19 protein-coding genes and 2 pseudogenes are annotated in these 23,053 nt (G+C 72.9%); 4 read left to right on the forward strand and 17 right to left on the reverse strand.

Annotated features, from left to right (window positions below; genetic code table 11):
• The 10 genes and pseudogenes from LXM90_RS17015 to LXM90_RS17060 form a co-directional block, all read right to left on the reverse strand.
• The gene (locus LXM90_RS17015; RefSeq protein ID WP_234080844.1) at positions 1–972 is read right to left on the reverse strand and encodes an aliphatic sulfonate ABC transporter substrate-binding protein; all 972 of its coding nucleotides are present in this window, start codon (positions 970–972) and stop codon (positions 1–3) included.
• Between the two features lie 8 nt (positions 973–980).
• The gene (gene msuE, locus LXM90_RS17020) at positions 981–1,553 is read right to left on the reverse strand and encodes an FMN reductase (protein ID WP_234080845.1); all 573 of its coding nucleotides are present in this window, start codon (positions 1,551–1,553) and stop codon (positions 981–983) included.
• A gap of 481 nt (positions 1,554–2,034) precedes the next feature.
• Complete coding sequence (locus LXM90_RS17025; RefSeq protein WP_056527232.1) at positions 2,035–2,397, reverse strand: hypothetical protein; 363 nt, start codon at positions 2,395–2,397, stop codon at positions 2,035–2,037.
• A 142-nt stretch (positions 2,398–2,539) separates the two neighbouring features.
• Positions 2,540–3,580, reverse strand: coding sequence for a sensor histidine kinase (locus LXM90_RS17030; RefSeq protein ID WP_234080846.1), 1,041 nt, complete (start codon positions 3,578–3,580; stop codon positions 2,540–2,542).
• Positions 3,567–5,075: an ATPase domain-containing protein gene (locus tag LXM90_RS17035; RefSeq protein WP_234080847.1), complete on the reverse strand. Its 1,509-nt coding sequence runs from the start codon at positions 5,073–5,075 to the stop codon at positions 3,567–3,569. The genes LXM90_RS17030 and LXM90_RS17035 overlap by 14 nt, the downstream gene beginning before the upstream one ends.
• Positions 5,076–5,348: 273 nt before the next feature.
• Complete coding sequence (locus LXM90_RS17040) at positions 5,349–6,899, reverse strand: carbohydrate porin (protein WP_234080848.1); 1,551 nt, start codon at positions 6,897–6,899, stop codon at positions 5,349–5,351.
• A gap of 72 nt (positions 6,900–6,971) precedes the next feature.
• A complete protein-coding gene (locus LXM90_RS17045) occupies positions 6,972–7,898 on the reverse strand; it encodes a Gfo/Idh/MocA family protein (protein ID WP_234080849.1) in 927 nt (308 codons plus the stop codon).
• 1 nt (position 7,899) lies between these two features.
• Positions 7,900–8,880, reverse strand: a complete 981-nt coding sequence (gene araD1 / locus LXM90_RS17050) for an AraD1 family protein (RefSeq protein WP_234080850.1) — start codon at positions 8,878–8,880, stop codon at positions 7,900–7,902.
• 72 nt (positions 8,881–8,952) lie between these two features.
• Positions 8,953–9,204: pseudogene (locus tag LXM90_RS17055) on the reverse strand (aldehyde dehydrogenase (NADP(+))); the annotation flags it as partial.
• 18 nt (positions 9,205–9,222) lie between these two features.
• Positions 9,223–9,543: pseudogene (locus LXM90_RS17060) on the reverse strand (aldehyde dehydrogenase family protein); the annotation flags it as partial.
• Between the two features lie 147 nt (positions 9,544–9,690).
• Between LXM90_RS17060 and LXM90_RS17065 the strand changes: the two are divergent.
• Positions 9,691–10,431 (forward strand): FadR/GntR family transcriptional regulator, encoded by a 741-nt coding sequence (locus tag LXM90_RS17065; RefSeq protein ID WP_205833513.1) that lies wholly within the window; start codon positions 9,691–9,693, stop codon positions 10,429–10,431.
• 57 nt (positions 10,432–10,488) lie between these two features.
• Here the strand turns inward: LXM90_RS17065 and LXM90_RS17070 are convergent, their stop codons facing one another.
• Both LXM90_RS17070 and LXM90_RS17075 read right to left on the reverse strand, forming a co-directional pair.
• Complete coding sequence (locus LXM90_RS17070) at positions 10,489–12,288, reverse strand: IlvD/Edd family dehydratase (protein ID WP_020094770.1); 1,800 nt, start codon at positions 12,286–12,288, stop codon at positions 10,489–10,491.
• The gene (locus LXM90_RS17075; RefSeq protein WP_234080851.1) at positions 12,285–13,448 is read right to left on the reverse strand and encodes an aldose epimerase family protein; all 1,164 of its coding nucleotides are present in this window, start codon (positions 13,446–13,448) and stop codon (positions 12,285–12,287) included. Before LXM90_RS17075 ends, LXM90_RS17070 begins: the two co-directional genes overlap by 4 nt.
• A gap of 161 nt (positions 13,449–13,609) precedes the next feature.
• Here LXM90_RS17075 and LXM90_RS17080 point away from each other — a divergent pair, with 161 nt between their 5' ends.
• Entirely contained in the window at positions 13,610–14,935 is a 1,326-nt protein-coding gene (locus LXM90_RS17080) for a sugar MFS transporter (RefSeq protein ID WP_234080852.1), read from the forward strand.
• Positions 14,936–14,961: 26 nt separating this feature from the next.
• The gene (locus tag LXM90_RS17085) at positions 14,962–15,825 is read left to right on the forward strand and encodes an SMP-30/gluconolactonase/LRE family protein (RefSeq protein WP_234080853.1); all 864 of its coding nucleotides are present in this window, start codon (positions 14,962–14,964) and stop codon (positions 15,823–15,825) included.
• 254 nt (positions 15,826–16,079) lie between these two features.
• Here the strand turns inward: LXM90_RS17085 and LXM90_RS17090 are convergent, their stop codons facing one another.
• Complete coding sequence (locus LXM90_RS17090) at positions 16,080–16,301, reverse strand: DUF6894 family protein (RefSeq protein ID WP_056527261.1); 222 nt, start codon at positions 16,299–16,301, stop codon at positions 16,080–16,082.
• Positions 16,302–17,000: 699 nt separating this feature from the next.
• Positions 17,001–17,681, reverse strand: coding sequence for a DUF4142 domain-containing protein (locus LXM90_RS17095; RefSeq protein ID WP_234080854.1), 681 nt, complete (start codon positions 17,679–17,681; stop codon positions 17,001–17,003).
• A gap of 334 nt (positions 17,682–18,015) precedes the next feature.
• Here LXM90_RS17095 and LXM90_RS17100 point away from each other — a divergent pair, with 334 nt between their 5' ends.
• Positions 18,016–19,071 (forward strand): LacI family DNA-binding transcriptional regulator, encoded by a 1,056-nt coding sequence (locus tag LXM90_RS17100; RefSeq protein WP_234080855.1) that lies wholly within the window; start codon positions 18,016–18,018, stop codon positions 19,069–19,071.
• A 12-nt stretch (positions 19,072–19,083) separates the two neighbouring features.
• Here LXM90_RS17100 and LXM90_RS17105 read toward each other — a convergent pair whose 3' ends face one another.
• Genes LXM90_RS17105 through LXM90_RS17115 form a run of 3 tightly spaced genes read right to left on the reverse strand, consistent with a single transcriptional unit; the run spans position 19,084 to position 22,920 of the window.
• A complete protein-coding gene (locus LXM90_RS17105) occupies positions 19,084–20,832 on the reverse strand; it encodes an ABC transporter ATP-binding protein (protein WP_042675783.1) in 1,749 nt (582 codons plus the stop codon).
• A 13-nt stretch (positions 20,833–20,845) separates the two neighbouring features.
• Positions 20,846–21,652, reverse strand: a complete 807-nt coding sequence (gene fhuF / locus LXM90_RS17110; RefSeq protein ID WP_234080856.1) for a siderophore-iron reductase FhuF — start codon at positions 21,650–21,652, stop codon at positions 20,846–20,848.
• Positions 21,649–22,920 carry an MFS transporter gene (locus LXM90_RS17115; protein ID WP_234080857.1) on the reverse strand — a complete coding sequence of 424 codons (1,272 nt, stop codon included), beginning with the start codon at positions 22,918–22,920 and terminating at the stop codon, positions 21,649–21,651. Before LXM90_RS17115 ends, fhuF begins: the two co-directional genes overlap by 4 nt.
• Positions 22,921–23,053: the final 133 nt, after the last annotated feature.

Here is a 23,053-nt window from a genome sequence, read left to right on the forward strand (position 1 = left end):
TCAACCGTTGCGGGCGGGGGGCGTCCAGACCGCGTCGGCGATGCGGATCGGCTTGGGGATCAGCTTCAGGGCGTGGAAGCGGTCGGCGACCCGCTGCTGCTCGGCGGCGACGCGGTCGGTCATCGGTCCGATCACGTAGTCGGTCCGGTCCACCGCCCGCCGCGTCGCGGCCAGCGGCACGCCGGTGCCCTGCGACAGGAGGTCCGCCACCGCGCCGCGATTCTGCGTGCACCAGGCCGCCACCTCGCCCAGGGCGTCGATCGCCGCGGTGAGGACCGGGGCCCGGCTCTCCGCGAAGGGCCGGCTCGCCAGGAAGAAGTTGTTCTGCGGGGTGACGTCGGTGGCGCGCACCAGCACGCGCACGCCCTCCCCCTGCTCGGCGATGGCGAAGTACGGGTCCCAGATCGTCCAGGCGTCGATGCTGCCCCGGGCGAAGGCGGCCGCGGCGTCCGCGGGCGCCAGCGTCACCGGCTCGATGTCGGCGTAGCTCAGGCCGGCCTTCTCCAGCGCCGCGATGGTCAGGTTATGGGAGCTCGACGCCTTGGCGAAGGCGACGCGCTTGCCCTTGAGCTCGGCGAGGCTGCGGATCTCCGAGCCCTTCGGCAGCAAGATCCCGGCGCCGGAGCCGCCGGCCTCCTGGGCGGCCGCGTAGACGAGGTTGGAGCGCGCGGCCTGGGCGAAGATCGGCGGGGCGTCGCCGGTCTGGCCGAGATCGATCCCGTCCAGCGACAGGGCCTCCAGCAGCGGCGGCCCGAAGGAGAACTCGACCCAGCGCACCGCGTATCCGAGGGGCTCCAGGCGCTTCTCGATGATCTTCTGCTGCTTGGCGACGACCAGGATGCCGTTCTTCTGGTAGCCGATCCGCAGCACGCCGGGCTCGGCCGCCCGGGCGCCCGGGACGAGGGCCGACGCGAGGGCTGGTGCTAGGGGCAGGGCCGCGAGGGCGGCCAGCAGGGCGCGACGGTCGAGCATCGGCCGGCTCACTCGGCGGCGGCGAGGGTGAGCGGCGCCGCGGCCGCCCGGTGCACGAGCAGCGCGGCGAGCTGCCCGCCGGCCTCGCGGGCGCGGGCGCGCACTCCGGCCTCGGTCAGCGCGCCGTCGCTAAAATCTGGATCGGAGGCGTAGACCGCGGTCGGGATCTGGAGCGCCCCGAAGAAGCCGAAGAGCGGCCGGAACGCGTGCTCGACCACGAGGGCGTGGCGCGCGCCGCCGCCCGTGGCCACGATCGCCACGGGCTTCCCGGCGAGCGCCCCCGGATCGACCAGGTCGAACAGGTGCTTGAACAGGCCGGTATAGGCGCCCTTGTAGACCGGCGAGCCGACGACCAGCCCGTCCGCCTCCTCGATGGCCGCGAGCACGCCGCGCGCGGCCGGCGCGAGCTGGTCGCGGGTCCAGGCGGCGCCGAGGCCGGTCCCGGCATCGACGAAATCGAGGATCTCCGCGTCGAGGGCAGCCTGGGCGCTGGCCTCGCGGAGCACGGCATCCACCAGCGTGCGGGTCTTCGAGGGCCGCTGCACGTTGGCGCTCAGCCCGACGAGTCTCGGTCGTGTCATTCCGGATGCCTTGCTGTGAGACAGGATGACGGACCGCCCCGTCTCCGAAGAGCGGAGGTTGCGCGGCCGGACATCCGAACAGGCCGCTAGAATTGATGGCTGCGACTTCCGCCGTCAATGAAACGACGTTCCCAATTGCCCGGTGAAGGAAAAATGTTCTCCCCGAAATCGGGCGTCCAATATGGACTTTCATCTCGACCGTCGCGCGGGATGGGCGCGAGATCTTGCGTGCCGGCGGTTCATTCGCGCGAGAGGCGGGGTTTTATTCTCTCGGCGCGCCCGGCGGGAGAAGCGTGTTCTCGGTACGTGGGCGGACCTGGAACCGAATCGCCAAGCCCGGGATCCGGGGCGGCGGGGAGTCCGGCGCGACCGGAACGCCGCCCGCGCCGACACCCTCGCGGTCGTCAGCGTCGTCGTCGCAGCCGTCATCGCCGCCGCCCTCGACGACGCGCCCGGGCGGCTCCGGATCGGAAGGCGGTGCCTACTTGCGGACGAGGAGGTGCTGCACGGTGCCGTCGTCGCCGTACTTGGTCCACATCTGCGCGCAGGCCTCCTCGGGACGCTCGCGGAGCTGCGCCAGCTCCGCGTCGAGGTCGTGCTGCAGGGCGACCGAGCGCTTCTTCGTGAAGAAGTCCGCGTGGTTCAGATGGTTCTCGCGCGAGAACTGACGGAAGCGCTCCGTGTCGATCCGGACGGCCGGACAGTGTCTCGCGGCCAGATCGGCCTCGATCCCCGGGCGGAGCGCCGGAATGTCCTTCTGCAAGGACGAGCGACGGGCTTCGGCCCAGGTGCCGAACACGGCCCAGGCCAGTGCGGCCGCCACGAGAGGAGCAAATCTATTCATCGCAAGACGTATCGCTGTGCTGCGACATCCTAAATCTCGCACCTGCGATAAGTTCGATCAGGACCGCAGAAGGCAAGACACTTCTGTGTGAAAGCGCACACCCCGCGACAGGCGCGGCGTCGGGTTCGGAACCCTGACCGCCTCAGTACGCCGGGACGACGCGCGTCTCGGGCAGCGGCGCCCGCATGGTGAAGTGCAGCCCGGCCGGCTGGAAATCGAAGGCGATGTCCGCCTGGCACTGGACCTTCAGGACACGCTGCAGCAGCGTCGAGCCGAAGCCCTTCCGCGTCGGCACCGCCGTGGCCGGACCACCCCGCTCGGTCCAGTCGAGGTGCAGCATGCGGGCGGCCGGCGTCTGCTCGATATCCCACCGGATCGCGATCCGGCCCTCCGGGACCGACAGGGCGCCGTGCTTGGCCGCGTTGGTCGTCAGCTCGTGGATGGCCATGCCGGTCGGGACCGCGAGGTCGCCCATCAGGTCGATCGCGGGGCCGTCCAGCTGGATGCGGGCGCCCTCGATGTCGTTGTAGGGCCCGAGCTCGTTCATCAGCATCTCGCGTAGGGGCGCCTGCTGCCAGTAATCCTCGGTCAGGAGATTGTGGGTCTTGGCCAGCGAGATCACCCGCGCCGAGAACGACGCGTAGAACGCGTCGACGCTGGTCGCGGACCGGGCCGAGGCCCCGAGCAGCGCCTGCACGGTGGCCAGCGTGTTCTTCACCCGGTGATGCAGCTCGCGGATCAGGAGCGCCTGCCGCTCGGTCGTGCGCTCGCGCTCCTCGAGATGGGCGCGCGCCTCGAGCTGCCGGCGCTTGGCGCGATGGGCGGAGCGGGCCGCCATGACCAGCGTCGCTGGGTGGAACGGGCGTTCCAGCACGCTGACGTTGCCGAGCATGTCGGTCAGCTGCGCGTTGGGCTCGGCGCCCCGCAGCCGCAGGAGGATGAACGGGAAATCGGACCAGGGCGGCTGCGCGGCGATCCAGTCCGCCAGGGCCTGGCGGTTCGAGGACAGCAGCGCCTCCTCGGTGAGCACCGCGCAGGCGGCCGCGTCGAGCCGGGAGACCACGTCCGCGAGGCTGGCGCACACCTGTGCCGCGATCCGCGCCTCGCCGAGGATCGCCGCGGCGACGGCGGCGTCGCGGCCACCCGGCGCGAAGATGAGAACCGGCAGTTCAGCCTCGGTCATCAGCCGCGCGGGTCGGCAGGAGCGACGACCGCTCACCCTCGAATGTCGGAACGCCGGTCATGATACCTCGGAACGCGCTGAGCGGTTCGCCAACGCGGATCCCGCCGGAGTCGATCCGCAATTCGCGGATCGTGTCCTCGTGGCTGCCGGTCCGCTTCTTCACGACCGAGATCGCGCGCCGAAGCCGCCCGTCGGCCTCGAAGGTGCGGAACAGCAGGATCGTGTCGCTGAGGTAGGTGAGGTCGACAGTCGCGCCCATCGCCCCGATCATGCCGTGCTGGGCCAGGACGAGGAGCGAGAGCACGCCCTGCTGGTTCAGGTAGGTCAGCATCTCGTGCATCTGCAGGAGCAGGTAATTCTCCTCCGGCATGGCGTTGTGATAGCCGGTCAGGGAGTCGATCACGACCGTCGTCACGCCCCGGTGCTCGACCGCGTTCTGGACGATGTCGGCGAGTTCGCCGGGCGAGACCTCGGCCGGGTCGATCTGCTCGACGATGAGCGATCCGGCGGCGATCGCGTCGTCGACCGGCATGGCGAGACCGCGGGCCCGGCGACTGAGGACGCCGGTGGTCTCGTCGAAGCTGAGGATCAGCGCGCGCTCGCCGCGGGCGATCGCCGCGGTGACGCAGGTGAGCGCCACCGTGGACTTGCCGACGCCGGACGGTCCGATCAGCATCGTGCTGGTGCCTCGGTCGAGGCCGCCGCCGAGCAGCTGGTCCAGTTCGGGGCTGCCCGTGCCGCACCGGTCGTCGGGGAAGGTGCCGAGATGCTCGGCCGCGACGAGGCGCGGGAACACCGTGAGCCCGCCGCGCCGGATGACGTAGTCGTGGAAACCGCCCCGGAACGGCGTGCCGCGCATCTTGATCACGCGCAGGCGCCGCCGCTCGCCGCCGTACAGGGGCGCGAGCTGCTCCAGCCGGATCACGGCGTGGCTGAGGCTGTGCAGGTTCAGGTCGTCCGTCTCGGCGGTGAGATCGTCGAGGAGCAGCGCCGTGGTGTTCTGGATGAGCAGGAAGCTGCGCAGGGCGTGGACCTGCCTGCGGTAGCGCAGCGATCCCTGCGAGAGCAGCCGGATCTCCGAGAGGCTGTCGAACACCACGCGCTGCGGCTTGAGCCGCTCGATCTCGGCGATCGCCATCCGGACGGTCTCGCCGAGCTCGAGGTCGGACGAGTGGACGAGGCTCTGCTGCTGCCCGGGGTCGAGGCTGAGTTCCGGCGCGACGAGCTCGCAGATCTCGATGCCGTCGAGGGACCAGCCGTGGCGCTCCGCGACGTTCAGGAGCTCGCGCCGGCTCTCCGAGAGCGTGATGTACAGGCAGCGCTCGCCCCGGCGCACGCCGTCGAGGAGGAACTGCATCGCCAGCGTCGTCTTGCCGGATCCGGGCCGCCCCTCGATGAGGTGCGAGCGCTGGGACGCGTAGCCGCCGGCCAGGATGTAGTCGAGGCCGGTCACCCCGGTGGAGACCGGTGCCGCGTCGTGATCGGTCACTGCCATGTCGAGGTCTCTGCCGTCGTCCCACGGGCGGGCGGCCCGTCGACCGCGCGACGGAACGCGGAGCCCGGTCTCGTACACGATGGCGCGCGCGGCGCGAAACGCCGCCGCGCGGCCGGCCCGGCGCGCCTGCCCGACGGGCGCGCGGCGAGGCGCTGCCCCCCGCAGGTCCGGGAACCGGCGCGCACGGGCCTCGCGGCCGCGGGACGGCCCCTCCCCCGGTCAGGTCGGAAGGCCCGGCACCCGCAGGGGGCGGGCGCCGGGGCGGTCAGGGCGTCACTGGCTGCCCGGGCCCTTCGCGAGGCCGGCCAGGGTGAACAGGTCCACCGACAGCTTCGCGCCGATCACGAAGGCGTCCGGGATCGGCTTCGGGCGGAACGGGAAGCGGGTCTGGTCCGGGTCGATCACGTATTGCAGGTTCGGCATCAGCCGCACCGCCGGGGTCAGCTGGATGCCGTAGCTCAGCTCCAGGATGGTCTGCAGGGACTCGACGGTCCGGGTGCCGAGCCCCAGTGACGCGCGCGCCGCCCGGATGTTGGCCGTGCCCAGCGGCGAGAGCTTCTCCATGGCGAAGACGAGGCCGAGGGTGTCGTAGGGCCGACCCGGGAAGGTGCCGGTCAGCACGGCGCCGCCCTCCAGGAAGTAATCCTGGGTCTGCCGGCCGCCGGTGCCGCCGATCACGACGCCGAACACCGACAGGCCCTGGACGCCGCTCGGGTCCGGCCGCCAGACCATCTGGTCGAAGCGCGCGTAGACCGCCGAGCGCCCGAACCGGGTCAGCGGATCGAGACCGCTGAAGACCTGAGCCCCGCCCCGCTGGTCGAGCACGGGATCCTTGTAGTCCGACCGGTCGAAGACGGCGCCGATGCTGTAGTTGCGCGGCAGCGGATCGTTGCCGAAATTGGTCGCGTAGCCGACCTCCACCGGCACCAGGAATCCAGCGGCGCCGCTGGTCGACCAGTCGATGCCGTTCCGGGTCGGCAGCTGGTCGCGCGGGTTCACCTCGTAGATGCCGGCGTGCAGGAACACCTTGTCGTTGACCCAGGCCTTGGCGTGGCCGCCCCAGGTGGCGATCGGCCAGTAGGTGAAGTTCGTCAGCTTGAAGATGGACTTGGGCGCGCCGCAGGTCGCGTTGTTCTGGAAGTTGCAGTAGAGCGGCGAGGCCAGGAAGTTGGGGTTGGCGAGCAGGCGGCCCACCTCGATGTCGAGGCGGTTGTCGAACAGCTTCTGCTCGTAGGACAGCAGCGTCAGATGGGCGGTCTGGCCGCCGCCGTAGATCTCCTGCACGCTGCCGTTGAAGCCGATGTCATCCTGGGCCAGGCTCCGGCCGTGGCGCTGGGTGACGATCGTGTGGACCGAGCCGCCGTCGATGCCGGCGAGGCGGGCGAGATCGGCGTCGAGGCCGAACGCGATCTGGCCCGCATAGGCCGATCCCTGCCGGATGCCGCCGGACGGGTTGGCGGCGAACTCGCCCGTGTAGTTCAGGACCATGCTGATCCCGTTGCCGAGATCGAGGGTGCCCGGCGGCAGGCTGGGCGGCGTCGCGCTGCTGCCCTGCACGTCGAGGCTGGCGGCGGCGCTGCTGGCGCCCGAGAAGCTCCGCGCCTCCCGGATGACCCGCCGCCGGGCGCGGTTCGCCCGATACCGGGCCTTCTGCGCCGGGCTCGCCTTCGGTCCCGGATTCACCGGGGCCGGTCCCCCGTCCGGTGCCGTCGCCTCGACCTGCGCGATCGCCGGGCCCGCGCCCGCCGTGATCGACGCGGCGCAGAACGCCAGCGCGGCCCATCGCCAATGCTTTGCCCGATGCTTGCCCCGATGCTTTCCCATGTGTGACTCCCCCTTAACCGCGCGGCCTTGCCTGGCTCTGTCGCGTTCGTGTCCCGCAGGGGGGCCTCCCGGTCAGTCCGTGAAGGCCTCCACCGCGCGGCGCTCGCCGCGCATGAAGGCGTCGGCGGCGTGGATCAGCGGATTCAGGTCGACGTCGCTGGTGCCGGTACGGACCAGGGCGGCGAAGCGGTCGTAGAGGCCGCGGTACTCCGCCTCGGGCGGGAGCGGCTGGTCGCGGCCGGCGATCGACAGGGCGGCCCCGCCCCGCGACAGGACCAGGGGGCCGTCGTCGGTCTCGACGCGGATGTCCCAGGTCTGCGGCCCGGTCTGGCGCCAGTCGAACCGGGCGCGGATCGGGGTGCCGGCGGCGTCCGCGAAGTGCAGGTCGGCGGCGATCGGCGCCTGCCGGTTCGCCGGCACCGACAGGGTCGCACCGGTGAGGAAGAACGGCGGCAGGATGTGGGTGGCGATCGACAGGGCGTTGATCCCCGGATCGAACACGCCCATCCCGCCCGCCTCCCAGATCCAGTCCTGGCCCGGGTGCCAGTGCCGGACATCCTCCAGCCAGGCGATCGCCGCCGACCGGATCCTGCGGCCCGATAGCCACCGGCGGGCGGGCTCCACCCCCGGCGCGCAGCGGGAGTGCCAGCTCGCGAACAGGCTCACGCCCCGGTCCCGCGCGGCCGCGACCAGGAGCCCGACCTCGGCCAGCGTCGCGCCCGGGGGCTTCTCGAGGAAGACGTGGCGGCCGGCCGCGATCGCCGCCAGGGCCGCCGCGCACCGCGCCTGCGGCGGCTGGCACAGGGCGACGGCGTCGAGGTCGCCGTGCGCCGCCAGCATCGCCTCCAGGGTGGCGTAGCTCGGCACCCCGTCGAGGCCGCCGTGCCGGCTCGCCACCGCCACGAGCGCGTAGTCCGGCGAGGCGGCGATGGCCGGCAGGTGCTGGTCGCGGGCGATCTTGCCGACGCCCGCGAGGCCGATGCGGATCGGGGCCGCCATGTCAGAGCACCCGCACGGACGGCGCGTCCGCCGGCGCGATCGCCAGCGGGTTGCGCAGGGGCCGCGTGAACGGCGCCGCCGCGATCTCGAACACGTCGCCCGGCCGGGTCGCGACGCCGTCGCTGAACGACAGGGTCGCGGTCCCGAAGAAGTGGACGTGCACGTCGCCGGGGCGCCGGAACGGCGCGTACTTGAAGTGGTGCCGCTCCAGATTGGCGATGCTGTGGGACATGTTGGCCTCCCCGGACAGGAACGGCTTCTCCCAGAGCACGGCTCCGTCGCGCAGGATGCGGCTCGTGCCGCGCACGTCCGGCGGCAGGGCCCCGAGCAAGAGCTCCGGGCCGAGGGCGGCCGGGCGGAGCTTGGAATGCGCCAGCCACAGGTAGTTGCCGCGCTCGGTCACGTGGTCGGAGAACTCGTTCGCCAGGGCGAAGCCGAGGCGCACCGGCGTTCCGTCGGCGTCGATCAGGTAGATCCCGGCGATCTCCGGCTCCTCGCCGCCGTCGCGGGCGAAGGCCGGCGAGACCAGCGGCTCGCCGCAGGCGACCAGGCTGGAGCCGTCGCCCTTGTAGAACCACTCGGGCTGCGCGCCGGCCTCGCCCGGCGCCGGTTTGCCGCCCTCGACGCCCATCCGGAACATGCGCATCGAATCGGTCGGCGCCGGGTCGGCCGCGTCCGCGCGGTGCATCGCGTCGCGGCCCTCGGCGGAGCCGAGATGCGTCAGGCCGGTGCCGCTCAGCAGGAGGTGCGCGGGATCGGCGTGATCGACGGGCGGCAGGAGCCGGACCGCGTCGAGATCGACGGGCGCGCCGAACCCCGCGCGCTCCGCCGTCGCGGCCAGATCGTCCCCCGCGGCGAGGGCCCTCCGCGCCAGGGCGAGCACGCTGTCGACGCCGAGCACCCGCCGCGCTTGGCCGTCGGCGAGCAGCGCGACGGCCCGCTGCCCGTCGGCGGCGCGAAATTGTAAGAGTGATCGTCCCATCTGTGTCCTCCCGGGGATGCCCGCTTCGGGGCGTCCTGAACGCGCGGCCGTCGAGGGTCGCGCGGCGGCCCGTCAGTGGCCGGGTTGCGGGGCGCGAGCGCCGTCGATCCGGCGCGCGCGGTGCCGGGGATTGTCCGGGCGCAGGGGCGGCTGCGCGTCGGGCAGGTCCTGGGGGCGGACCGGGCGCAGGAAGCGCTCGATCGCCGGCGGTCCGACCGCGCTGCTGCGGCCGTCCGAGGTCGCCGGGAACGGGCCGCCCTGCACCATCGCGGGGGCGACCTCCGCGCCGGTCGGCCAGCCCTTCGCCAGGACCCGGCCGGACCTGCGGGCGGAGCGGACCGGATCCGCGAACAGGCGCGGCTGCCCGACCGCGCGGGCGCGCTCGCCCTCGACCCGCGCGCGCGGCTGGCCCGTCTCGGCCATCGCCCGCTCGATCGGCGGCGCACCGAGTTCGGCGATGCCGTCGGCGACAGCCTCGCGACAGCGCGCGCGTGTTTCCAGGGGCGCCCCGGAGACGTGCGGGAACGCCGCCTCCGCCGGGGCGCAGGCGGCCTCGACCTCCGCGGGGCCGGCGGCCCGGAAGACCGCGCCCGTGGCCGATTCGGCGGCGCCGCTCGGGACGCCGCCGCGCACCGAGACGGGCCCTGGCGGTTCACTACTCATACAAATAAGCTAGAGCAGTTCGCTCCCGGCCGCAAGCGTGGCCGCGGTCCCGGTGCGGCGGGCGTTCCTCTTTGCGCTCCTACAACTTCAGGATACGATCACGCCGTTCCTGCCCCGACCCGGTGGCCCGGACCGGAGGTGGATGCGGTGAGGCAGGAGCGGGGCTCGGAGAACGTGACGCTGCCCCTCGCCTCGGGGTCGCGCCGCATCCACGGCTCGGTCGCCCGCGATCTGGGCGCGGCGATCCTCGGCGGCCGCTACGCGCCCGGGGACGTGCTGCCCGGCGAGATCGAATTCTCTGAGAAATTGAACGTCTCGCGCACCGCCTATCGCGAGGCGATCCGCATCCTGAGCGCGAAGGGGCTCGTCGAGAGCCGCCCGCGCACCGGCACCCGCGTCAGCCAGCGCAGCCGCTGGAACCTGCTCGATCCCGACATCCTCGCCTGGGCCTTCGAGTCGGAGCCGAGCGAGTCCTTCATCCGCGACCTGTTCGAGCTGCGGATGATCGTCGAGCCGGCCGCGGCCGCGCTCGCAGCCGAGCGGCGCTCCGGCCTCGACATCGCCCGGATGGGACACGCCCTGGAGGAGATGGGCCGCCACGGCCTCGCCACCGAGGCCGGGCGGGCCGCCGACCAGGCCTTCCACAACACGATCCTGGAAGCGGCCCGCAACGGCGCGCTGATCGCCCTGTCGAGCTCCATCGCCGCCGCGGTCACGTGGACGACGATCTTCAAGCACCGCCGCCAGGGCCTGCCCCGGGACCCGATGCCGGATCACCGCGCCCTCTACGACGCGATCGTGGCGGGCGACCCGGACGCCGCCCGCGCGACGATGACCGAGCTGGTCCGCCTCGCCCTCGCCGACACCGAGCTGGCGATGCGGCCCTGACGGTGCCGGCGGCGGGGCGCCGCCGGCCCGGACATTGCCCGAGTGGCCCGAGTGGCCTCAGTGGTTGTCGCGCGGCACGCCCCGCGTCTGCGCGATGCGCTGGAACGCCTCGGCGCCCTCGAGGATGGCCCCGGTGTGCATCTGCCCCACCGCGGCGCGCTGCATCGCCTGCCAGGGGGTCTGCGAGGCCGGATAGGCGTAGCCGCCGGCCGCCTCCAGGGCCGCGCGCCGCCGCGCGATCTCGTCGGCGTCGACCAGCATGTCGGCGGTGCCGCGGCGCAGGTCGATCCGCACCCGGTCGCCGGTGCGCAGGAGGGCGAGGCCGCCGCCGGCCGCCGCCTCGGGCGAGGCGTTGAGGATCGACGGCGAACCGGAGGTGCCGGACTGGCGCCCGTCGCCGAGGCAGGGCAGCGCGTGCACGCCGGCCCGGATCAGCTGCGCGGGCGGGCGCATGTTCACCACCTCGGCCGCCCCCGGATAGCCCACGGGCCCGGCCCCGCGCATGACCAGCAGGGTCTCCTCGGTGATGCCGAGGCTCGGGTCGTCGATCCGGGCGTGGTAATCCTCCGGCCCGTCGAACACCACGACGGGGCCCTCGAAGGCGTCCGGATCCTCCGGGTTCGACAGGTAGCGGCTGCGGAACTCCGCGCCGATGACGCTGGTCTTCATCACCGCGGCGTCGAACAGGTTGCCGCGCAGGACCAGGAAGCCGGCCGCCTCCTTGAGCGGCCGGTCGATCGGCCGGATCACGTCCTCGTCCTCGATCGCGGCGCCGCGGCAATTGTCGCCGAGGGTCCGCCCGTTCACGGTGAGGGCGCCCTCGCGGATCAGGCCGCGGCGCATGAGCTGCGCCACCACCGCGGGCAAGCTGCCGGCGCGGTAGTAATCCTCGCCGAGATAGGCGCCCGCCGGCTGCAGATTGACGAGGAGCGGCACGTCGAGGCCGTGGGTCTGCCAGTCCGCGATGTCGAGCGCGACCCCCATGTGGCGGGCGATCGCCGCGAGGTGGATCGGCGCGTTGGTCGAGCCGCCGATCGCGGAATTGACCGCGATGGCGTTGAGGAAGGCGTCGCGGGTCAGGATGTCGGAGGGCTTCAGGTCCTCGGCCACCATGGCGACGACGCGCTTGCCCGTCAGGTAGGCGGCCTCCTGCCGGTCGCGGTAGGGCGCCGGGATCGCGGCCGAGCCGGGCAGCATCATGCCGAGCGCCTCGGCCAGCGTGTTCATCGTGGTGGCGGTGCCCATCGTGTTGCAGAAGCCGGTCGAGGGCGCCGACGAGGTCACCAGCTTGATGAAGCCGTCGTGGTCGATCTCGCCGGCCGCCAGCATCTCGCGGGCCTTCCAGACGATCGTGCCGGATCCGGTGCGCTGGCCCTTGAACCAGCCGTTGAGCATCGGCCCCACCGACAGGGCGATGGCCGGGATGTTCACGGTGGCGGCCGCCATCAGGCAGGCCGGGGTGGTCTTGTCGCAGCCCGTGGTCAGCACGACCCCGTCGAGGGGGTAGCCGTAGAGCAGCTCCACGAGCCCGAGATAGGCGAGGTTGCGATCGAGGCCCGCGGTCGGCCGCTTGCCGGTCTCCTGGATCGGGTGGACGGGAAACTCCAGGACGATCCCGCCCGCCTCGCGGATGCCCTCGCGGATCCGCTCCGCGAGGACGAGGTGGTGGCGATTGCACGGGGACAGGTCCGAGCCGGTCTGGGCGATGCCGATGATCGGTTTGCCCGAGCGCAGCTCCTCCAGGCTGAGGCCGAAGTTCAGGTAGCGCTCCAGGTAGAGCGCCGTCATGTCGATATTGTCGGGGTTGTCGAACCACGCGCGCGAGCGCAGGGGCCGTGCAATCGGTCGGTCGGTCATTTCTGGGTCCGGGGGGCGGGGCTGGTCGAGAAGCGGTAGGTGATCACGTTCCGGTAGGTCTTGCCGGGATCGAGCCGGGCCGAGCCGAAGGCCGCCTGGTTCGGCGTGTCGGGGAAGAGCTCCGGCTCCAGCGCCAGGGCGTCCGACTGGCGGTAGGCGAGGCCGGACTTACCGACCGCGGTCCCGTTGAGGAAGTTGCCGGCGTAGAACTGGAGGTCGGGCTGGTTGCTCGCCACGTCGAGGACGCGGCCCGATCCCGGATCCTCGACCCGCGCCACCGGGTGCGGCTCGGCCGTGGGCGCGTCGGTCACGACCCAGTTGTGGTCGTAGCCGCGCCCGCGCACGATCTGCGCGTCCCGCCCGTCGCGGATCCGCGCGCCGATCACCGTGGGCTCGCGGAAGTCGAAGGGCGTGCCGGCCACCGGCAGGTGTTCCCCGGTCGGGATCAGGGTGGCGTCGACCGGCGTGAAGCGCTCCGCCGGGATGGTCAGAATCTGGTCGAGGATCGAGCGTCCCGAGCCCTCGCCCGCGAGGTTGAAGAAGCTGTGGTTGGTCAGGTTGACGATCGTCGGCTTGTCGGTCGTCGCCTCGTAGGTGACCGTGAGGGTGTTCGTGTCGTCCAGCGCGTAGGTGGCGGTCGCCGTCAGCGTGCCGGGATAGCCCTCCTCGCCGTCCGGGCTGACGTAGCGCAGGGTGACCGAGGGGGCCGCGCCGCCCTTGACCGCGGTGATCGTCCAGAGCCGCTTGTCGAAGCCGGACGCGCCGCCGTGCAGGGCGTTCGGGCCGTCGTTGGTGGCCAGCGTGTAGGTCCGGCCGTCGAGGGTGAAGCGCCCGGCGCGGATGCGGTTGGCGTAGCGCCCGACGCTCGCGCCGAAATAGTTGCCCTTGGCCAGGTAGGAGGCGAGGTCATTGTAGCCGAGCACGACGTCCGCGGCCTTGCCGGAGCGGTCCGGCACGTCGAGCCTCCGCAGGAGCGCCCCCCACGACAGGATCCGCGCCGTGACGCCCTTGCTGTTCGTCAGCGTCACCTCCTCCACCGTCCGGCCGTCCGGCAGCGTGCCGAACACCGCCCGGGTCGGCTCGGCCGCCCGGGCCGGTGCCGGCGTCAGGCCCGGCAGGGCCGCACAGGCGCACAGCGCCAGGGATCCCACTCCACGCATCGCGCTCTCCCCCTTCGTGATTCCGCCCGCCGCGCCGGTCCTGCGCCGGACCGCGACGGGACTCGCGGTTGACGTCCGCGAACCCGGTATATACTCAGACAAATAAAAGGAACAACACGGGACCCCGACAAGGTGGCCCGAGAGGCAGAGGACGACGCCGGATGGCAGGACCGATCGCGACCGCGGGGACCGCGGCGCCCCGGACGGGGGCGGAGGCCGCGCGCGACCGGGGCGGCTACCGCCCGGCCCTGTCGCTGCTGGCGAGCCTGTTCTTCATGTGGGGCTTCATCACGGTCATCAACAACACGCTGCTGCCGCACCTGCGCAGCGTGTTCGACCTCGACTACACGCAGACCACGCTGATCGAGTCCGTCTGGTTCATCGCCTACTTCGTCGCCTCGATCCCGGCGGCCAAGCTGATCGAGCGCGTCGGCTACCAGCGCGCCCTGGTGACGGGACTGGGCATCATGGCGCTCGGCACGCTCGGGATGATCCTGGCCGCCCACCGGGTCTCCTACGCGATCACGCTCACGGCGCTGTTCGTGATCGCCAGCGGCATCACCCTCCTGCAGGTCGCCGCGAACCCCTACGTGGCGGTGGTCGGCCCGGCCGAGAGCGCCCCGGCGCGGCTCAACCTCGTGCAGGCGTTCAACTCCCTCGGGACGACCCTGGCGCCGCTGTTCGGCGGCTACCTGATCCTCGGCCGCTCGGCCTCGGGCAACGCCGCCGCCGGGGCCACCCTGACCCCGGCCGAGCGCCTGGCCGACGCGCAGTCGGTGCAGCTGCCCTACCTGATCGTGGCGGTGGTGCTCGTCGTCCTCGCCGCGGTCATCGCCCGCTTCCCGCTGCCCGCCATCAGCGGTTCCGGCGGCACCACCGCCCGGGCCGCCAGGGCCGAGCGCGCCGGCCTGTCGCTCTGGCGCCACCGCAACCTCGTGCTCGGCGTGCCGGCGATCTTCATCTACCTGATCGCCGAGATCGGGGTGTCGAACCTGTTCATCAACTTCGTGTCGCAGCCCGAGATCGGCGACCTGACCCACGCCCAGGCCTCGCGCTACCTGTTCCTGCTCTGGGGCGGCATGATGGTCGGCCGCTTCGTCGGCAGCTACCTGATGCAGCGGCGCCCGGCCGAGACCGTGCTGGCCGGCGCGGCGATCGGCGCCTGCGCGGTGATGCTGGTGGCGACCTTCGCGACCGGCCACCTCGCCCTGTGGGCGCTGATCTCGGTCGGCCTGTTCCACGCGATCATGTTCCCGACGATCTTCACCCTGGGCATCCGCGGCCTCGGACCGCTCACCGAGGAGGGCGCCGGGCTGCTGATCATGGCGATCGCGGGCGGCTCCCTGGTCGTGGTGCAGGGCTGGGCGGCGGACCGGTACGGGCTGCAGCGCTCCTTCCTGATCACCGCCGCCTGCGAGCTCTACGTCCTGTTCTACGCGCTCTGGGGCTGCAGGACCGGCGCCGCAGCGCGGCCGGCCGGCGCCTGAGCGTCGGCCAGATCGGGGAGCCCGCCATGGACCCGCGGATCCGCATCCTCGACCGGCCCCGGCGCGACCGGCTCGGCGAGGGCCCGGTCTGGGTTCCGGAGCGGGGCGTGCTGTTCTGGGTCGATATCGAGGCGCCGGCCCTGAACTGGCTGGACCTCGCCGACGGCGCCGTGGGCACGCGCCCGTTCCCGGAACCGCTCGGCTGGATCATCCCCCGCGCGGGCCGGCGCGACTTCGTCGTCGGGCTGAAGAGCGGCTTCGCGACCTACGACCTGGAGGCCGACCGCCTCGCGCCGATCGGCGACCCCGAGCCCGACGATCCCGACAACCGCCTGAACGACGCCAAGGTCGATTGCGCCGGCCGGATCTGGGCCGGGAGCATGCACCAGGCCGAGACCGCGGTGTCGGGCGCCCTGCACCGGCTCGACCCGGACCTGACGTGGCGGCGGATGGATACCAGCTACGGCGTCGCCAACGGGCCGACCTTCAGCCGCGACGGCCGGATCCTCTATCACAGCGACAGCGCCGCCCGGACGGTCTACGCCTTCGACCTCGCCGCCGACGGGGCGCTGACGGGCAAGCGGCCCTTCCTCCGCTTCCCCGACGATTGGGGCTGGCCCGACGGCATGACCACGGACGAAGAGGGCTGCCTGTGGATCGCCCACTGGGGCGGCGGCCGGCTCAGCCGCTTCGATCCCGCGGGGCGCCTGCTGCGCGCGATCCCCCTGCCCGCCCCCAACATCACGAGCTGCGCCTTCGCGGGTCCCGGCCTCGACCGGCTGTTCGTCACCTCGGCGGCGCGGGGGGCGGAGCACGTGCCGGAGGCCGGCGCGCTGTTCGAGCTCGACGTTGGCGTCGCCGGCCTGCCGCCCCGCGCCTTCGCGGGCTGACCGACCCGGCGCCGAGGACGTTGAGTCCCCTGCGCAGATCTTTCCTCCAGCGGGGCGGGCCCTCCGGCGGCCGGGCTGCCGCGGCGGGCGGTCGCGGGTCGGCAGTCGCGGGCAGGCGGTCGCGGGATCGTGCGTCGGCGTCCTCCGGATGGGGGATGCGGTCGCCCTGTGGCGGGTCTACGGTCGGGCCTTCTCCGAGACGAGATCACCTTCAAGCCCGCCCGGCTAGGCCGTGGCGGGCTTCTTGTCGGGCGCTACCGCCGGATCGGCAGCCGGTGGCGGGCGTACCCGGCGGCGTCGCGCACGACCAAGCTCCAGGACCGGTCGGGATCGGCGGCGCAGACCTCGTCGGCCATCTCGGCGATGACGCTGCGCGCCTCGGCCATGGCCTCGGCCAGGCTGCCGACCTCCACGCCGTCGTCGTCCCGGATCGTCTCCTCGCCGCTCTCGAGGTCGAAGTAGAAGCGCTCGGACACCGACCTCCCCCCTGCTGCAGCCCCGCGGCGATCGTCCGGATATCTCTACGTAGTGCGATGCACGACTGGGAAAGGTCTTCGGTCGGATAAACCTTAATGCATCTAAAACATGGAGTTTGCTCGGATCTGCGCCGTCCGCCCGAGATTCCGCTCACGTTATCAAGTACAAGAATCCCCAGCGTCCCCCCGCCGTCGTCCGACGGCCCGGAGCGGTGGCGCGCCTGAGCCGGGGCCCCTTGACATGTCGACCTCCGCCAACCCGCCCGACCCGTGCGCCGAGACGGCCGCGCTCCGCAAGGACAAGCTGCGCGCGCACATCAGGAGCGTGCTGTCGACAATCCGGTCCCATCATACGGGCCGCGGGGCGCCGTCGATCCGGGCCACGGGCTACGTCCTTGGAGGGTGGTTCTGCGGCTCGGCCGCGGCAACGATCCCGCTTTTTACGTAGCAACGGTCCGTCCAAGGGATGTGTTTCTCGAGGCGCCGCGATCCGGCGCTTCGAACGGCGTCCCATGGCAGAGAACACCCAGCTTCGATCCCATATCCGCGGCGTGCTGCTCAGATTGGTGCGGCGCCTGCGCGATCGGGCCGGCTGACGGGGTCCTGTTCGAGGCCGGTGGGACAATTGCGAGACAACTACGAGACAACCGCGAGGAGGCCGGTGCGCCGCGCCGCGCACCGACCCCGTCGTCCGGCCGCTCACCCCGGCTGAGCGCCCATCATCGCCTGCATCCGATCGAGCCGGGCGATGTGCAGGTTGATCAGCGGCAGGGCGCCGCGGGCGATCGCGCGCAGGCCGGGATCCTCGCCCGACCGGGCGTAGGCGCCATGGATGCCCAGCGCCTCCCGATGGCCCTGGAGCGAGGCGTTCACGAAGGTGGCGTCGTATTGCGGCCCCGGCGGCATGGCGCTGAGCTGCGCCAGGATCTGCGCCTTCTGCGCGTCGGTGGTCATGCCCTGGGCCGGAGCCGGTCCGCCGAGCACGCCGCCGACGACACCGCCGGCGACACCGCCCGCCGCATTCACGGCCGTGCCGGCCACCGCCACCGGCGCCGCGACGAGGCCGCCGATCAGGCCACCCGGGCCCGCCGCGGCCGGGCCCGGGATCGGGGCGCCGCCCGTGTAGGCGCTGATCTTGCGGGCGAGGTTCACCTGTTCGACCACCTCCGCGCGGGCGAACTTCTTGACGGCGGGATTGGTGGTCTTCGCGTGGGCGTCGCGGGCCGTGTTCTCCAGGAACAGGCCGCCGCCGGTGGCCATCTGGAGATAGGCGCCGGTCGGAATCGCGCCGGCCGGCGTGACCTGCGCGAGGGCTGTGCGGGTGACCGCCAGGGCCGCGGTGGCGCCCAGCATCGTGGTGAGGAGAGCGCGTCTGTGCATGCGACGGTGCATCATGGGAGTGGCATCCGGATTGGGTGAGGCACCCGACGCCCCGATCATCGCTTGAGGTGCTGCCCGGCGAACCGCACAGGGGGGACAAGGTTCCTGCCCGGCGGGCCGTCCGAACGGCGGGATCGGGGCACCGAGAAACCGCAGGATGGATCGGATTTCGCGCGCGAATGACCGGTCCTGCGCAGCCTTTGCGCGGGAATACGCCGTCTTCGCCGCCCGGCCCGCGGCTTTATCTCCGATCGATACAGATCTAGATTGGCGCACCGAACGAGGCAGCGCCGCGCGGGGGGCGCGGCCATCCGGACCGGCTCTCGAGGTGACGATGGGCCAGACGACGATCAAGGACGTCGCCCGACGGGCCGGCGTGAGCTTCCAGACGGTCTCGCTGGTCCTGAACCACCCGCAGAAGGTCGCCCGGACCACGCGCGAGACCATCGAGACGGCCATGCGCGACCTGGACTTCGTGCCCAGCCTCGCCGCCCGGTCCCTGCGCAAGAAGCCCAGTCGCAGCATCGCCTGCGTGTTCGCTCCGGCGCCGGAGCCCGCCGCCGACGGGGGCCGCCCGGGGGAGACGGCCGATCACGGCCACGTCCTCCGGACCTTCGGCACCGTCACCGACCGGCAGGGCTACACCCTGGTCCACCGCTGCCGCCGCGCCGACGACCCGGACGGCCCGGGCCGGATCGCCGGCCTCGTCAGCGAGGCCCGGGTCGACGGCCTCGTGGTCTTCGCCGAGGATCGGGACGACCCGCTGATCGGCCTGCTCCAGGCCAAGCGATGCCCGTTCGTGGTGTTCGGCCTGGAGGTGCCCGGCACGCACTACGTCGCGCTGGCGGAGCGCGACGCGGTCCACGGGGCCGTCCGCCACCTGATCGCGGCGGGGAGCCGGTCGATCTGCCTGCTCGCGGGCGACGCGCGCCGGCCCGCCGCCGCCACCGAGCGGTTCCGCGGCTACCGGGATGCCCTCGCGGAGGCGGGGCTGCCCCTGCGCGACGCCCTCGTGGTCTCCTGCGACGGGACCGCCGCGGGCGGCTACCGGGCCGCGCGGGCTCTCCTGGAGGCCGGACCCGGCGCCCGGCCGGACGCCGTCGTGGCCGCCAGCGACCGGGTGGCGTTCGGCGTACTGCGGGCGCTGCACGAGGGCGGCGTGCGGGTCCCCGCGGAGATCCGCGTCGTCGGCTTCGACAACCTCAGCCAGGGGGCCTACGCGATCCCGAGCCTGACCTCGGTCGATGTCCCGGTGCTCGACATGGTCCGGTCCGCCTTCGCGACGCTGGTCGAACTGATCGAGGGGACACGGGCGCCGGACGACCTCGCCCAGACGCTGTTCCCCGCGCGCCTCGTCGTGCGCGAGTCGAGCGCGCCGGCGGCACCCTAGCGAGGCCGGCTCTCACTCCGCCGCGAGGACGCCCGCGCCGGCTTCGCCGCGCCCGAACTGCGCCGCGTGCAGGCGGCTGTAGGGGCCGCCGGCGGCGAGCAGAGCCGCGTGCCGGCCCTCCTCGACGACCCCGCCCTCCCCCAGGACCACGATGCGGTCGGCGTCCCGGATGGTGGCGAGGCGGTGGGCGATCACCAGGGTCGTGCGCCCGCGGGCGAGCTCGGCGAGCGCCCGCTGGATCTCCCGCTCGGTCTCGGTGTCGAGCGCCGAGGTCGCCTCGTCGAGGATCAGGATCGGAGGGTTCTTGAGGAAGACCCGCGCGATGGCGATGCGCTGCTTCTGGCCGCCCGACAGGCGCACGCCGCGCTCGCCCACCACGGTGTCGAGGCCCTCCGGCAGGCTGTCGATCAGCCCGCCGAGACGGGCGCGCCGCGCGGCGGCGTCGATCTCGGCCTCGGCGGCGTCGAGGCGGCCGTAGGCGATGTTCTCCCGGATCGTGCCGGCGAACAGGAACACGTCCTGCTGGACGATGCCGATCTGGCGGCGCAGGCTCGCCAGGGTGATGTCGCGGATGTCGATCCCGTCGACGGTGATGCGGCCCGCCTCGACCTCGTAGAAGCGCGGCAGCAGGGCGCAGAGGGTGGTCTTGCCGACCCCCGAGGGACCCACGAACGCCACCGTCTCGCCGGCCGCCACCGCGAGGTCGAGGCCGGCGAAGACCGGGCGGCCGGGCCCGTAGCCGAAGCCCACCCCCTCGAAACGAATGTCGCCGCGCAGGGCGCCGACCGCGCGGGCGCCGGGCCGGTCGGTGATGTCGGGCTCGGTGGCCAGCAGTTCCTGGTAGCGGCGGAAGCCCGCGACCCCCTTCGGGTACGTCTCGACCACGGCGCCGATCTTCTCCAGCGGCCGGTAGAACACGCCCACCAGCAGCAGGAAGCCCACGAAGCCCCCGGGCGTCAGGTCGCCCCGGACCACGAAGGCGGCGCCGCCGAGCAGCACCGCGATCTGGACGAGGCGCAGGCCCAGGTAGTTGATCGACAGGCCGGCCGCCATCAGCCGGTAGGCCTCGAGCTTGGTGTCCCGGTAGCGGGCGTTGTCGAGGGCGAAGAGGGCGCGCTCGTGGGGCTCGTTGGCGAAGGCCTGCACGACCCGCATCCCGCCGACATTCTCCTCGATCCGCGCGTTGAAGGCGCCGACCCGGCCGTACTGGGCCTGCCAGTTGCGGGTCATGCGGCCGCCGTAGCGGATCGACACGAAGGCGATCAGCGGCAGGATCGCCGCGGTGATCAGCGCCAGCGGCGCGTGGACGTAGAGCATCAGCGCGAAGGCGCCGAACAGCGTCATCACGGCGATGAACAGGTCCTCGGGCCCGTGATGGGCGACCTCGCCGATCTCCTCCAGGTCCTTGGTCACCCGGGCCACGAGGTGGCCGGTCTTCTGGCCGTCGTAGAAGCGGAAGGAGAGCTTCTGCAGGTGGTCGAAGGCCCGCGCCCGCATCGTGGTCTCGATGTTGATGCCGAGCACGTGGCCCCAGTAGGTGACCACCACCATCAGGCCGGCATTGGCAACGTAGACCAGCGCCAGCGCGGCCGCGGCGAGCAGGATCAGGCCCCAGTCCTGCCGGGGCAGCAGGCTGTCGATGAAGCCCTTCACGGCGATGGGGAAGCCGAGCTCCAGCAGACCCGACAGAACCGCGCAGCCGAAATCGACCAGGAACAGCGTCCGGTACGGCCGGTAATAGGCGAGGAAGGCCTTCAGCATCGCGCGGCTCGGATCAACGTTGGGCGGCGCACTCGACGGGGCAGAGCGCGCCGCAGGACGGCACCCCCGGCAGGCGGTGGCGCAGGCAGCAGACGCGCCGCCGCCGGCAGCCCGAAGGTCCCGGGCAGAGCGCCTGCGCAAGAGGACTCTCGAGCGGGCTCCTAGCGCAGCCGGGGCCGGCGCGCCATCCGAGGCAGGCCGCGACGTCGTCACAGGCGGCGGCGCGGGCGGTAGGGCAGGTGGTGGAACAGGCGCTCGCGCAGGTGGTGCCGGCCCCCTCCCCGTCCCCAGCCAGCCCGGCGAGCGGGTCCCCGAGTTCCCGGGCGACGTAGTCGAGGATCACCGCGGCGTTGCCCCAGAGGACCCGGGGGGCGATCCCGCACCGGACGTGGCAGAGCTCGACGAACGGGCGCAGATGCGCCTCCACCAGCCCGGTCAGGCCGGGCGCCGGGCGGGCCGCGCGGGCCGGCCCGTCCGCGGGCAGGCGGAAGCGGCGCGGCCGGCCGGCCGCGTCGAGCTCGAGGCTGACCGCGTCGAAGGCGAGCGGCAGCGGCCGGCCGAGGCGCACCAGGGCGGTCAGCGCCGGCGTCGCCAGGGCCGCGAGGTAGAACTGGCTCCAGTACGAGACCCGGACCCGCGGGTCCGCGGTCCGGAACGCCGCGCCGAACCCGGCCCCGAAGGCGGCCAGCGTCGCGTCGAACACGGCCCCGTCCCGCAGGGCGCCGAGGGGCAGCGCGTCCGGGCCGCCTGGGCCCTCGGCGACCCCGTCCCGGTAGGCCGCGAGCGTGTCGGGAACCTGGGCGGCGACCTCGGCGATCATCGCGCCGCCCCGTCGTCGCGCAGGGTCCGGTCCACCGCGACGGCGAGCCACGCCACCGCGGCGGCGTAGAGCGGCAGGGTGGCGGCGAAGTAGCCCGGCCAGCCGATCCAGCCGGCGAGCGCCGGGGCCGCCACCCGCAGCGGCATCGCGGCGAAGAAGGCGGCGCCGAACAGGAGCGCGTAGTCGGTGGCGGGCTTCGGCCCCTGGGCCCAGCGGTAGATCATGTTGAAGACCGGCACGCCCAGGAACCCGCCCGCGACGAAGCCCAGCACGGCGGCGGTGATGCCGAGATCCGGCACCCGGCCCGCGCAGGCGACGACCATCAGGCCCCCGGAGGCCAGGACGCCGAGGGCCCCCACGGCGATCAGCCGGACCGTGCCGAACCGCGCGGCCAGCCATCCGGCCGCCAGCGCCATGACGAGGTTCACGGCCGGGAGCACGGTGCCGGTGAGCGTGCCGACCTGCCCGAGCGGGACGCCGAGATCGAGGAGCGCCAGGGTGTTGGGCCCGCCCACGAGGTAGGAGGCGGCGAAGTAGGCGCCGAGCACCAGCACGCGACCGCCCAGGCGGCGCAGCCGCGCCAGGGAGCCCGACCAGCGTTCCGGGCCCGCACCGGCCGCGGTGCCGGCACCGGCGCTCCGGGTCTCGCGCAGGCGCGACTCCCGGTAGCCCAGGATCGGCAGCAGGCAGAGGGCGTCGAGGGCCGCGCAGGCCAGGACCGCCCCGCGCCAGCCCAGGCTGTCGTAGGAGCCGACCAGCACGCCGACCCCCAGGATCCCGCCGAGGGAGGCGCCGCACAGCTTGGCCGAGGCCACGAAGGCGCGCCGCTCCGCCGGCACGGTCTCGACCACCAGGGCCTCGAGGGCGATGTCCATGGTCGCCACGCAGGCGCAGGCGGCGATCGCCAGGGCGAGCAGCGCCGGGAGCGGCCAAGCCTCGCCGAGGCTCAGGACCACCAGCAGGAGCACCGAGGCGGCCTGCGCGGCCGCGATCCAGCCGATCCGGTGGCCGAGGATCGGCAGGCGGAGCCGGTCGAGCAGGGGCGCCCACAGGAAGGTGAGCCCGACCGGCAGGTTGATGAGCTGCAGCAGCCCGACCTCGGCCAGCTCCACGCCCCGCGCCCGCAGGATCAGCGGCGCCCCGCCGGACAGGAAGCCGAGCGTCGCCCCGAAGGTCACGTACAGGCAGAAGAACGGCGCCAGCGGCCGCAGGGCCGCCAGGATGTCGACGACCCGGGTGCCGATGGCGGGTCCGGCGGAACCGGTCATCGCCCCCCGCACGCCGTACCTCGACCGGTGCCGCGATCCGGGCCGGTCCGGAGACCGCAGTTTATAATCACACTAATCTATTGATTTACCTCGGTTTTCGCTGTTTAGAGAGGCCTGTGCCGGGGATCAAGCC

Source organism: Methylobacterium oryzae, from assembly GCF_021398735.1.
Classification (GTDB): domain Bacteria; phylum Pseudomonadota; class Alphaproteobacteria; order Rhizobiales; family Beijerinckiaceae; genus Methylobacterium.

Excerpts from the sequence above, each read along its gene's own strand:
- LXM90_RS17015 (WP_234080844.1), bottom strand. The coding sequence starts at position 972 with ATGCTCGACCGTCGCGCCCTGCTGGCCGCCCTCGCGGCCCTGCCCCTA.
- msuE (WP_234080845.1), bottom strand. The coding sequence starts at position 1,553 with ATGACACGACCGAGACTCGTCGGGCTGAGCGCCAACGTGCAGCGGCCC.
- LXM90_RS17025 (WP_056527232.1), bottom strand. The coding sequence starts at position 2,397 with ATGAATAGATTTGCTCCTCTCGTGGCGGCCGCACTGGCCTGGGCCGTG.
- LXM90_RS17030 (WP_234080846.1), bottom strand. The coding sequence starts at position 3,580 with ATGACCGAGGCTGAACTGCCGGTTCTCATCTTCGCGCCGGGTGGCCGC.
- LXM90_RS17035 (WP_234080847.1), bottom strand. The coding sequence starts at position 5,075 with ATGGCAGTGACCGATCACGACGCGGCACCGGTCTCCACCGGGGTGACC.
- LXM90_RS17040 (WP_234080848.1), bottom strand. The coding sequence starts at position 6,899 with ATGGGAAAGCATCGGGGCAAGCATCGGGCAAAGCATTGGCGATGGGCC.
- LXM90_RS17045 (WP_234080849.1), bottom strand. The coding sequence starts at position 7,898 with ATGGCGGCCCCGATCCGCATCGGCCTCGCGGGCGTCGGCAAGATCGCC.
- araD1 (WP_234080850.1), bottom strand. The coding sequence starts at position 8,880 with ATGGGACGATCACTCTTACAATTTCGCGCCGCCGACGGGCAGCGGGCC.
- LXM90_RS17070 (WP_020094770.1), bottom strand. The coding sequence starts at position 12,288 with ATGACCGACCGACCGATTGCACGGCCCCTGCGCTCGCGCGCGTGGTTC.
- LXM90_RS17075 (WP_234080851.1), bottom strand. The coding sequence starts at position 13,448 with ATGCGTGGAGTGGGATCCCTGGCGCTGTGCGCCTGTGCGGCCCTGCCG.
- LXM90_RS17080 (WP_234080852.1), top strand. The coding sequence starts at position 13,610 with ATGGCAGGACCGATCGCGACCGCGGGGACCGCGGCGCCCCGGACGGGG.
- LXM90_RS17085 (WP_234080853.1), top strand. The coding sequence starts at position 14,962 with ATGGACCCGCGGATCCGCATCCTCGACCGGCCCCGGCGCGACCGGCTC.
- LXM90_RS17095 (WP_234080854.1), bottom strand. The coding sequence starts at position 17,681 with ATGCACAGACGCGCTCTCCTCACCACGATGCTGGGCGCCACCGCGGCC.
- LXM90_RS17100 (WP_234080855.1), top strand. The coding sequence starts at position 18,016 with ATGGGCCAGACGACGATCAAGGACGTCGCCCGACGGGCCGGCGTGAGC.
- LXM90_RS17105 (WP_042675783.1), bottom strand. The coding sequence starts at position 20,832 with ATGCTGAAGGCCTTCCTCGCCTATTACCGGCCGTACCGGACGCTGTTC.
- fhuF (WP_234080856.1), bottom strand. The coding sequence starts at position 21,652 with ATGATCGCCGAGGTCGCCGCCCAGGTTCCCGACACGCTCGCGGCCTAC.
- LXM90_RS17115 (WP_234080857.1), bottom strand. The coding sequence starts at position 22,920 with ATGACCGGTTCCGCCGGACCCGCCATCGGCACCCGGGTCGTCGACATC.